11 protein-coding genes and 1 other RNA gene are annotated in these 10,020 nt (G+C 70.8%); 7 read left to right on the forward strand and 5 right to left on the reverse strand.

Annotated elements, in window-relative coordinates; genetic code table 11:
- Positions 1-299: 299 nt before the first annotated feature.
- On the forward strand, positions 300-1,565 hold the full coding sequence (locus tag AC069X_RS36975) for a serine/threonine-protein kinase (RefSeq protein WP_478735931.1): 1,266 nt from the start codon (positions 300-302) through the stop codon (positions 1,563-1,565).
- A 62-nt stretch (positions 1,566-1,627) separates the two neighbouring features.
- On the opposite strand, the gene AC069X_RS36980 is transcribed toward AC069X_RS36975, so the two are convergent.
- Positions 1,628-2,722 (reverse strand): isopenicillin N synthase family dioxygenase, encoded by a 1,095-nt coding sequence (locus AC069X_RS36980; RefSeq protein WP_478735933.1) that lies wholly within the window; start codon positions 2,720-2,722, stop codon positions 1,628-1,630.
- Between the two features lie 315 nt (positions 2,723-3,037).
- Between AC069X_RS36980 and prfB the strand changes: the two genes are divergently transcribed.
- Complete coding sequence (gene prfB, locus AC069X_RS36985) at positions 3,038-4,147, forward strand: peptide chain release factor 2 (protein ID WP_478735935.1); 1,110 nt, start codon at positions 3,038-3,040, stop codon at positions 4,145-4,147.
- 112 nt (positions 4,148-4,259) lie between these two features.
- On the opposite strand, the gene AC069X_RS36990 is transcribed toward prfB, so the two are convergent.
- Entirely contained in the window at positions 4,260-4,448 is a 189-nt protein-coding gene (locus AC069X_RS36990; RefSeq protein WP_361607818.1) for a hypothetical protein, read from the reverse strand.
- A 227-nt stretch (positions 4,449-4,675) separates the two neighbouring features.
- On the opposite strand from AC069X_RS36990, the gene ftsE reads away from it, so the two are divergent.
- From ftsE to ssrA, 5 genes are all read left to right on the forward strand, one after another.
- Positions 4,676-5,365, forward strand: a complete 690-nt coding sequence (gene ftsE, locus AC069X_RS36995) for a cell division ATP-binding protein FtsE (RefSeq protein ID WP_007264414.1) — start codon at positions 4,676-4,678, stop codon at positions 5,363-5,365.
- 17 nt (positions 5,366-5,382) lie between these two features.
- Complete coding sequence (gene ftsX / locus AC069X_RS37000) at positions 5,383-6,366, forward strand: permease-like cell division protein FtsX (RefSeq protein ID WP_478735941.1); 984 nt, start codon at positions 5,383-5,385, stop codon at positions 6,364-6,366.
- Between the two features lie 67 nt (positions 6,367-6,433).
- The gene (locus AC069X_RS37005; RefSeq protein WP_478735943.1) at positions 6,434-7,636 is read left to right on the forward strand and encodes a S41 family peptidase; all 1,203 of its coding nucleotides are present in this window, start codon (positions 6,434-6,436) and stop codon (positions 7,634-7,636) included.
- 18 nt (positions 7,637-7,654) lie between these two features.
- Entirely contained in the window at positions 7,655-8,140 is a 486-nt protein-coding gene (gene smpB / locus AC069X_RS37010; protein ID WP_285346256.1) for an SsrA-binding protein SmpB, read from the forward strand.
- Positions 8,141-8,245: 105 nt separating this feature from the next.
- Positions 8,246-8,634, forward strand: a transfer-messenger RNA (tmRNA) gene (gene ssrA, locus AC069X_RS37015).
- 60 nt (positions 8,635-8,694) lie between these two features.
- On the opposite strand, the gene AC069X_RS37020 is transcribed toward ssrA, so the two are convergent.
- From AC069X_RS37020 to AC069X_RS37030, 3 genes are all read right to left on the reverse strand, one after another.
- Positions 8,695-8,958, reverse strand: a complete 264-nt coding sequence (locus AC069X_RS37020; protein WP_478735945.1) for a Txe/YoeB family addiction module toxin — start codon at positions 8,956-8,958, stop codon at positions 8,695-8,697.
- Positions 8,955-9,227: a type II toxin-antitoxin system Phd/YefM family antitoxin gene (locus tag AC069X_RS37025; protein ID WP_478735947.1), complete on the reverse strand. Its 273-nt coding sequence runs from the start codon at positions 9,225-9,227 to the stop codon at positions 8,955-8,957. The genes AC069X_RS37020 and AC069X_RS37025 overlap by 4 nt, the downstream gene beginning before the upstream one ends.
- Positions 9,228-9,364: 137 nt before the next feature.
- A partial coding sequence (locus AC069X_RS37030) for an SH3 domain-containing protein (protein WP_478735949.1) occupies positions 9,365-10,020 on the reverse strand: 656 nt, incomplete at its 5' end.

Genomic DNA, 10,020 nt, shown 5'->3' on the forward strand with positions numbered 1-10,020 from the left:
CGCCGGCATCTGGCACAACTGGACCACCGGCGCCCCCGTCAAACGATCACTGATCGCCTACGACCACTGAAGACATCGGACTCATTCATCTAGCCCGCCCGGCGAGAGACCCGGCGGAGAGGTCCGGCGAGCCCTCACGAGGGCCCGCCGGACCCTCCCGTAGCGCCGACCTTGTGGATTTGTCGACATCCAGGACGTGATTTCGCCCGCAGAAGTGAAGGTCGCCGCGATCCGGCGACCTCAACCCCCATTCGGCCGCGTAGCTTTGGTCCGTTACGCCAGCCGCTGAGGGAGCAGTCGTGGCACGGAAGATCGGCAGCCGGTACACCGCCCACCAGATCCTGGGCCGCGGCAGCGCGGGCACGGTGTGGCTCGGCGAAGGTCCGGACGGCCCCGTCGCCGTCAAACTCCTGCGCGAGGACCTCGCCTCCGACCAGGAACTGGTCGGACGCTTCGTCCAGGAACGCAGCGCGCTCCTCGGACTGGAGCACCCGCACGTCGTCTCCGTCCGCGACCTCGTCGTCGACGGCAACGACCTCGCCCTCGTCATGGACCTCGTCCGCGGCACGGACCTGCGCACGCGCCTCGACCGCGAACGCCGGCTCGCCCCCGAGGCGGCCGTCGCCATCGTCGCGGACGTCGCCGACGCGCTCGCCGCCGCCCACGCGGCCGGAGTCGTCCACCGCGACGTCAAGCCCGAGAACGTCCTGCTCGACATGCAGGGACCGCTCGGCCCCGGCGGCGCGCACCCCGCGCTGCTGACCGACTTCGGAGTCGCCAAGCTCATCGACACACCCCGCCGGGCCACCGGCGCCCGCAGCGCCACCCCCACGACCCGCATCATCGGGACCCCCGACTACCTGGCCCCGGAAATAGTGGAGGGCCTGCCGCCGAGGGCGGCCGTCGACATATACGCCCTCGCCACGGTGCTGTACGAGCTCCTGGCCGGCTTCACCCCCTTCGGCGGCGGCCACCCCGGGGCGGTACTGCGCCGGCACGTCACCGAGACCGTGGTCCCGCTGCCCGGCATCCCCGACGAGCTCTGGCAGCTCATGGTCCAGTGCCTGGCCAAGGCCCCCGCTTCCCGGCTGCGCGCCTCAGAGCTGTCCGCCCGGCTGCGCGACCTGCTGCCGATGCTGGCCGGGATGCCGCCGCTCGACGTGGACGAGCCGGACGACGCCGACCCGGAGCCCGAGCCCGAACGGGAACCCGACACCGCCGCCGACCCCGTGCGCCGGCGGGGCGTGGTCCCGCTGGTCCCCGGCTCCGCCACGGACTCCAACCGGGACACCCACACCTCGATGCGGGTCCCGGGCCCGGACGAGCTGGCCGGCGGCGCCCTGGGCACCGCCCGCGTACCGCGCCCCGCGGGCGGACACCGGCCCGGCTCCGCCCGGCACCGCGCCGAGGCCGTCCGCAAGCGCCGCCTGGTGCTCTCCGCGTCGGCGCTGGCCCTGGTGACGGCGGTGGGCCTGGGCAGCTGGCTCGCCGTCTCCGGCGACGACCCGGCGCCCCCGCCGCGCGACGGCAAGGGCCGCCAGTCCGCCCCGTCCCAGCCCCGGTAGCCGCCCCGTCCCAGCCCCGGTAGGCGCGCCGGCCGGGCCCCGCCCGGCGCGCCCGGACCCGACTACACCGAGGTCAGTTCCGGGTGCCAGCGGCGGGCGACCTCCGGGTGGGCGCGGACCCAGCCCTTCAGCTCGTTGCGGCCGTACTCGGCGTGCAGCGGGTTCGACGCGTCGTGCGCGACGCCCGGAGCCGAGCGCAGGTAGTCCCCGGGGACCGTCTCCACCACCGCGTCCAGCCGCGGGTTGTAGAAGAACGGCACCGAGAAGCGCTCCACCGCCTCCGGCGGGCTGACCACCCGGTGGTCGGTGGCCCTCAGGTACCCCTCGGTGGCGATCTCCAGCAGCTCGCCCAGGTTCACCACGAACGCCCCCGGCCGTGGCTCGATGTCGACGTACCCGCCGTCCCGGACGACCTGAAGCCCGCCCACCGTGTCCTGGAGGAGCAGCGTCAGGAAGCCGTAGTCCTTGTGCGCTCCGACGCCCTGGTCGGCGCCCGACGGGGCGGACCCGGGGTAGCGGATCAGCTTCGTGTGCAGGTGCGGGCGGTCGGCGAAGGCCGCGTCGAAGAAGTCCGGGGGAGCGCCGATCGAGGCCAGCAGCTCCCGGAGCAGCCGGTGCGCCACTCCCGCCAGGCGCTCTTGCCAGCCCAGGACCGCTTCCTTCAGCTCCGGCAGCGCCGCCGGCCACTGGTTGGGCCCCTCCAGCCACAGGTACGCGGGGTCCTCCGGCCCCAGCACCGGGGCCGGCCGCTCCGCGCCGACGTCCAGCTGGTCCCGCCAGTCGGAGGCACCGCCGGTCAGCTCGTGGCCGATGCGGGTGTAGCCCCGGAAGTGCGGGGAGTTCAGATTGCTCAGGGACAGCCGGTCGGCCTCCGGGAGTGCGAAGAAAGCCCTGGTCAGATCCAGGATGCGGGCGGTCTCCGCCTCGGTTATGCCGTGTCCGGTCAGGTACAGGAAGCCGGTGTCCCGGGCCGCCGCGTGCAGCTGCTTCAGGAAGTCGGGGCGCTCGGCGGGGTCGTCCGCCCGCGAGAGGTCGATGACGGCGAGGGCGGGCTCGGACGGCTCGGCGGAGGGGGCGGAGGCGGGGGCTTCGGCGGAGGCGGAGGCCTCGACGGCGGCAGCGGTGGAGGAGGAAGAAGAGGGGTGCGCGGACGGCATGACGACTCCGTTTCGGATGTCACAGGGTCCTGTGCCCCAGAGATGGCGGGGCATACGGGTGGGGCGGTCCGCCGGCAGGGATGGCGCCGGGGCAGCACGGCCGCGTACAGGACCGAAGTCGGATCGGGGTGGATCAGGCTTGTGCGGGGTCCGGCGGCAGACAGCTCGTGGTCGTGACACGCATGTGGTCCACATGGCGACGCTTCACGAGTAGAACGGTCATACGAGGAGCGTACGCCCGTATCGACGCTCCTCTGTACGGTCCGAACCGGCCTGACCGGACAGTGCCGCCCGAGGACCGGCTAGGCTTGACCCGTGGCAGTCGTCGATGTTTCCGAAGAGCTGAAGTCCCTCTCCTCGACCATGGGGTCGATCGAGGCCGTCCTGGACCTCGACAAGCTGAGGGCAGAAATCGCCGTGCTCGAGGAGCAGGCCGCCGCGCCGTCCCTGTGGGACGACCCGGAAGCCGCCCAGAAGATCACGAGCAAGCTTTCACACCTCCAGGCCGAGGTCCGCAAGACCGAGACCCTGCGCGGCCGTATCGACGACCTCGCGGTCCTCTTCGACCTCGCGCAGGAAATGGACGACGCGGACACCCTCGCCGAGGCCGAGGCCGAGCTGGTCGCCGTCCGCAAGGCACTGGACGAGATGGAAGTCCGGACCCTGCTCTCCGGCGAGTACGCCGAGCGCGAGGCCCTGGTCAACATCCGGGCCGAGGCCGGCGGCGTCGACGCCTCCGACTTCGCCGAGCGCCTCCAGCGCATGTACCTGCGCTGGGCCGAGCGCCACGGCTACCCGACGGAGATCTACGAGACCTCGTACGCGGAAGAGGCCGGCATCAAGTCGACCACCTTCGTGGTCAAGGCCCCGTACGCCTACGGCACCCTCTCCGTCGAGCAGGGCACCCACCGCCTCGTGCGCATCTCGCCCTTCGACAACCAGGGCCGCCGCCAGACCTCCTTCGCGGGCGTCGAGGTGCTGCCGGTCGTCGAGACCAGCGACCACGTCGAGATCGACGAGTCCGAGCTGCGCGTGGACGTGTACCGCGCCTCCGGCCCCGGCGGCCAGGGCGTCAACACCACCGACTCGGCCGTGCGCATCACGCACATCCCGACCGGCATCGTCGTCTCCTGCCAGAACGAGCGCTCGCAGATCCAGAACAAGGCCAGCGCGATGAACGTGCTCCAGGCCAAGCTGCTGGAGCGGCGCCGACAGGAGGAGCAGGCCAGGATGGACGCCCTCAAGGACGGCGGCAGCTCCTGGGGCAACCAGATGCGGTCCTACGTCCTGCACCCGTACCAGATGGTCAAGGACCTGCGGACGGAATTCGAGGTCGGCAACCCGCAGGCGGTGCTCGACGGCGAAATCGACGGCTTCCTGGAGGCCGGCATCCGCTGGCGCAAGCAGCAGGAGCAGACCGCGTAAGGCACGCACGGCACGAACCCGAGGAAGGGCCCGGACACCAGCTGGTGTCCGGGCCCTTCCCCATTACGTGTGATCCGTGTGGTGATCGGTGTTGATCGGGACGTGACGCGGCCTACGCCGTACGTGCCACCAACGCCAGCGCGGCCACCAGCACCACCAGAAGCGCGATGAGTGCCGCCGGATTCAGCCCGGCGAAGGGGCCCTCCTGCTGGAGGCGCTCCCGGTTCGCCCGGCACACCGGGCAGCGGCCCTGGCTGACGGGTGCGGCGCAGTTCGCGCACACGAGCCGGTCATATGTCATGCGCTCCTCCTCTCGTCCCCTCGTCATGGTTAACGGCACGGGGACGGAAGCCGTTCCCCCTACCACTGTGCCAGCTCCGCCGACATTCGGCGCGGCCCGTCCGGGCAATCACGGTCCGGCTCCTCCAGCCCCGGGGATAAATCGGGCAACTACGGATGACGGGTCCCCACCCGCCGTCCGGTCGCGTATGGTCACCGTCACCTACTCCCGGCGACCGTGGTGCTCCCGTGATCCGATTCGACAACGTCTCCAAGTCCTACCCGAAGCAGAACCGGCCCGCACTCAGAGATGTCTCCCTCGACATCGCCAAGGGCGAGTTCGTCTTCCTGGTCGGCTCCTCCGGCTCCGGCAAGTCCACCTTCCTGCGCCTGGTCCTGCGCGAGGAACGGGCGACCCACGGCCAGGTGCACGTCCTCGGAAAAGACCTCGCGAAACTCTCCAACTGGAAGGTCCCGCACATGCGGCGCCAGCTGGGGACCGTCTTCCAGGACTTCCGCCTCCTCCCCAACAAGACGGTCGCGGAGAACGTCGCCTTCGCCCAGGAGGTCATCGGCAAACCCCGGGGCGAGATCCGCAAGGCCGTCCCCCAGGTCCTGGAGCTGGTCGGCCTGGGCGGCAAGGAGGGGCGCATGCCCGGCGAGCTGTCCGGCGGCGAACAGCAGCGCGTCGCCATCGCCCGCGCCTTCGTCAACCGCCCCGCCCTGCTGATCGCCGACGAGCCGACCGGCAACCTCGATCCGCAGACCTCCGTCGGCATCATGAAGCTCCTGGACCGGATCAACCGGACCGGCACCACCGTCATCATGGCCACGCACGACCAGCAGATCGTGGACCAGATGCGCAAGCGCGTCATCGAACTCGAACAGGGCCGGCTCGTGCGCGACCAGTCGCGCGGCGTCTACGGCTACCAGCACTGAAAGGTCCCTGAGACGTCATGCGCGCCCAGTTCGTCATGTCGGAGATCGGCGTCGGCCTCCGCCGCAATCTCACCATGACCTTCGCGGTCATCATCTCCGTGGCCCTGTCCCTGGCCCTGTTCGGCGGCTCCCTGCTCATGCGCGACCAGGTCAGCGCCATGAAGGGGTACTGGTACGACAAGGTCAACGTCACCGTCTACCTCTGCACGAAGAACGACGCCCTCGACGCGGCGGGCGCCGCCGCACCCGGCGCCGCCGCCGGAGCCCCGGCGGCCGCCGCCCCGGCCGGCAGCGCCCGGCCCTGCTCGAAGGGGGCCGTCACCCCCGAGCAGAAGCAGGGCATCGAGTCCGAGCTCAGGAAGATGGACCTCGTCCAGACCGTCATGTACGAGTCCTCGGACGAGGCCTACAAGCACTACAAGGAGCGCTTCGGGCACACCGCCCTCGCCTCCGTGGTCACCCCCGACCAGATGCCCGACTCCTTCCGGGTCAAGCTGAAGAACCCGGAGAAGTACGCGGTCATCACCTCGGCCTTCGCCGGGCGCGACGGCGTCCAGTCGGTCGCCGACCAGTCCACCGAGCTGGACAACCTCTTCGCCCTGCTCGGCACCCTCAACTGGGCGGCCCTCGGCATCATGCTGGTCATGCTGATCGTGGCGCTGCTGCTGATCGTCAACACGGTGCGCGTCTCGGCGTTCAGCCGTCGGCGGGAGACCGGCATCATGCGGCTGGTGGGCGCCTCCGGCTTCTACATCCAGGTGCCGTTCATCATGGAGGCGGCCGTGGCCGGCCTCATCGGGGCCGTCTTCGCCTGCGTGATGCTCGGCACGGGCCAGTACTTCGTCATCGACCACGGCATCGCGCTCCGCGAGAAGCTCCAGCTGATCAACTTCATCGGCTGGGACGCGGTCCTCACCAAGCTGCCGCTGGTCCTGGTCATCGGCCTGCTGATGCCCTCGCTGGCCGCGTTCATCGCGCTGCGCAAGTATCTGAAGGTATGACGAGCGCCTCGTGCGGTCTGCCGTCAACCAGACGTGCCGCGACGGGGCTTGTCCTAGACTCGGCCGCATGCCGGGTCTGCCCGCCTTCTGTCCCCGGCCCCGCGACCCGCGTCGCGGGGCCGTCTTGACGCTGGTCTTCCTCGTGTCCGTGGGCACCGCCGCGGGCACCGGCTGCTGGGCCCCCCGCGAGGCGGACGAGCCGCGCCCGCTCTTCGCGGCCAGCGCCGGCGAACCCGGCCCGGACCCTCGGGAGGGCCCCGGAAGCGGATCCGGGACCGCCGACCGGGAAGCCGTCGCCCGGGCCGCCGCCGAGGCCGTCGCCGAGGGCAAGTCGGGCAAGAAGGCCGCCCAGGAGGTGGTCAGCCGCAGCGGCGACCGCTGGGGCACCGTCTACGACCGGGGCGAGTACGCCGCCTTCGCCGAGGAACTCGACGGCCGCTGGACCGGTGTCGGGCTCTGGGCCGGACGCCGTCAGGGCGGCCGCATCGAGGTCGACCGGGTCCAGCCCGGCAGCCCCGCCGACCGGGCCGGACTGCGCGCCGGGGACCGGCTGCTGAGCGTGGACGGCCAGAGCGTCACCGGCCTCGCCGTGGCCGACGTGGTGGCCCTGCTGCGCGGAGAGGCCGGCACCCCGGTGGTCCTCGGCCTCAGCCGGGACGGCGCCGACCTCACCGAGACCGTCCGGCGCGCGGAGCTGCGTACCGAGCCGGTGACCGTACGCCGCCTCGCGGGCGGCATCACCGTGATCAAGGTGGCCTCCTTCACCCGGGGTTCGGGGGAGCGGGTCAGGGCGGCCGTCCGGGCGGCCCCGCCCGGCGGCGGGGTGATGCTGGACCTGCGCGGCAACCCGGGCGGGCTGGTCACCGAGGCGGTGACGGCGGCCTCCGCGTTCCTGGACGGCGGGCTCGTGGCGACGTACGACGTACGGGGCTCCGAGCGCGCCCTGTACGCGGACCCGGGCGGGGACACCGCCCGGCCCCTGGTGGCGCTGGTCGACGGGGGCACGATGAGCGCGGCCGAGCTGGTCACCGGCGCCCTCCAGGACCGCGGCCGCGCGGTGACGGTGGGCAGCCGCACCTTCGGCAAGGGGTCGGTGCAGATGCCGACCGAGCTGCCGGGCGGCGCGGTGGCGGAGCTGACGGTGGGCACGTACCGCACCCCGGCGGGCCGCAGCCTCGACGGCGGGGGGATCACCCCGGACCTGGCGGCGGGCGACGGGGCGGAGGAGCGGGCGCGGTCGGTATTGGGTGGCCTCGGGGTGGGGTCGTAGTGCGAAAATGACCGCACTATGGCTAAGGAAAAAGGGCGCAAGCTGATCGCCCAGAACAAGAAGGCGCGGCACGACTACGCGATCATCGACACCTACGAGTGCGGGATCGTCCTGACCGGCACCGAGGTCAAGTCCCTGCGCCAGGGCCGCGCCTCGCTGGTGGACGGCTTCGTGTCGGTGGAAGGCCGCGAGGTCTGGATGTACAACGTGCACGTGCCGGAGTACAGCCAGGGCACGTGGACGAACCACAGCGCCCGCCGCAAGCGCAAGCTCCTCATGCACCGGGAGGAGATCGACAAGCTGGAGCGCAAGGCCGACGAGTCGGGCCACACGGTGGTGCCGCTGTCCCTGTACTTCAAGGACGGCCGGGCGAAGGTCGAGATCGCGCTGGCGAAGGGCAAGAAGGAGTACGACAAGCGCCAGACGCTGCGCGAGAAGCAGGACACGCGCGAGACGCAGCGGGCCATCTCGGCGGTCCGCCGCAAGCAGCGGGGCACGGTTTAATCTCCTGGCACCCGGTGGTCCACTTCGCGTACCATGGGGTTCAGCACCGCCCCCTCGGGGTCGGCGCGGCTTGAGCGGTATCCAACAACTCAAGAGTGACAACATGGGGATGATCGGTTTCGACAGCGGCTGTCGATGCAGGGGAAGCGAGCCGAGGAAGCGGCAATGATCTCGCTAACCACATGTCGCAAAAAATAATCGCCAACACCAAGAGCGATAACTCCCGCTTCACCCTCGCTGCCTAATAACAGTGAGCTGAAGCCTCTGTGAGGAGCGTCAGCCCGGAAGTGGTCCCGGTCCGGATCCTGGCGTCAACTAGGGATCTAAACCTCTAGCCCCGGTCACGGGGGTTGGAGGGAAACCAAACAGTGACTGAGCCCGTCGGAGACTTGTCCGTGTGATCTCCGGGGCCGAGAAAATCGCAGCGGACTGCGCTCGGAGAAGCCCTGCTTCTGCACCGTTGGACGCGGGTTCGATTCCCGCCATCTCCACTCATCCCATGTGGGCGAAGGCCCCGCAGCCCGTTGGCTGCGGGGCCTTCGTCATGTCCGGTGTCAGTCGGTGTAGTGGTACCGGGCCTTGAGGATCTTCACTTCCTTGTCGTCGGCCCGGTAGACGAGGCGGTGCTCGTCGTCGATCCGGCGGGACCAGTAGCCGGACAGGTCGCCCTTGAGCGGTTCCGGCTTCCCGATGCCCTCGAAGGGCGTTCGCTGGATCTCGCCGACCAGTCGGGTGACGCGCTTGGCCATCCTCCGGTCCGCGGCGAGCCAGTAGAGGAAGTCCTCCCAGGCGTCGGGGTCGAAGTGAACGCTCCTCACTCCTCACCGGCCAGGGACCGCAGTTCCTCCATGCTCTTCGCGACGGTGGCCGCGCCCTGCCGGTCGCGCGCGACCGCCTCCATGAGGCGGCGGGCGTTCGCCGGCGAGCGGAGCAGGTAGACGGTCTCCTGCCAGGAGTCGTAGTCCTCCGCCGACATGAGGACGGCGTCGCCGTTCTTGGAACTGATGCGTACCGGGGTGTGGTCGTTGTTGACGCGTTCGATCAGCGGGAACAGCGTCTTGCGTGCCTCGCTGGCGCTTATGGGCATGGCCGCACTCCCTCGTGCCGGTACCGGAATCCGGTACCGATTATGTACCGGATTCCGGTACGCGGCCAGTGACGAAGGCCCCGCAGCCGGTTGGCTGCGGGGCCTTCGTCATGTCCGGCCGTACGGCGTGGGTGCCGTCAGCAGTACGGGACCTTGTTGAGGTTCAGGGCGTAGCGGGCGGCGATCCAGCCGCGGCCGTCGGCGAGCTTGTACCAGATCGAATTGTCGCCGACCTTCTGGCCGTTGACCTTGCACTGGAGCTTCACCACGGTGTTGGCCGGGATCTTGCCGGTCTTCTTGTAGCCCGTGCCGGGGCCGGAGCGGATGCCGAGGCCGTGGCCGGAGGTGACGATGCGGGCCTTCGGGGCGGCCTTGTGGTCGCCCTTGCCGCCCTTGCCGTGGTGGTCGTCCTTGCCGTGGTGGCCGTCGCACTTCTTGCAGTGGCCGCCGGGCTTGCCGGGGTCGCCCTTCTCGCCCCGTTCGCCCTTGTCACCCTGACGGCCCTGGGGGCCCTGGGGGCCGGGGGCGCCGTCCTTGCCGGGCTTCCCGTCCTTGCCGTTCTTGCCGTCGCGGCCGGGCTTGCCGTCCTTGCCGGGGTCGCCCTTGGGGCCCGCCGGGCCGCCGGGGGTGCCGGGGTCGCCCTTGGGTCCCTGGATCCCGTCCTTGCCGGGCTGCCCGTCCCTGCCGTCGCGGCCGTTCTTGCCGTTCTTGCCGTCGCGGCCGGGCTTGCCGTCCTTGCCGGGGTCGCCCTTGGGGCCCGCCGGGCCGCCGGGGGTGCCGGGGTCGCCCTTGG

This window comes from Streptomyces sp. NPDC043896 (assembly GCF_056435605.1).

What these genes read in the sequence shown, in the direction of transcription:
- AC069X_RS36980 (WP_478735933.1), bottom strand. Translation starts at nt 2,722, where the DNA reads ATGCCGTCCGCGCACCCCTCTTCTTCCTCCTCCACCGCTGCCGCCGTC.
- AC069X_RS36990 (WP_361607818.1), bottom strand. Translation starts at nt 4,448, where the DNA reads ATGACATATGACCGGCTCGTGTGCGCGAACTGCGCCGCACCCGTCAGC.
- ftsX (WP_478735941.1), top strand. Translation starts at nt 5,383, where the DNA reads ATGCGCGCCCAGTTCGTCATGTCGGAGATCGGCGTCGGCCTCCGCCGC.
- AC069X_RS37005 (WP_478735943.1), top strand. Translation starts at nt 6,434, where the DNA reads ATGCCGGGTCTGCCCGCCTTCTGTCCCCGGCCCCGCGACCCGCGTCGC.
- smpB (WP_285346256.1), top strand. Translation starts at nt 7,655, where the DNA reads ATGGCTAAGGAAAAAGGGCGCAAGCTGATCGCCCAGAACAAGAAGGCG.
- AC069X_RS37025 (WP_478735947.1), bottom strand. Translation starts at nt 9,227, where the DNA reads ATGCCCATAAGCGCCAGCGAGGCACGCAAGACGCTGTTCCCGCTGATC.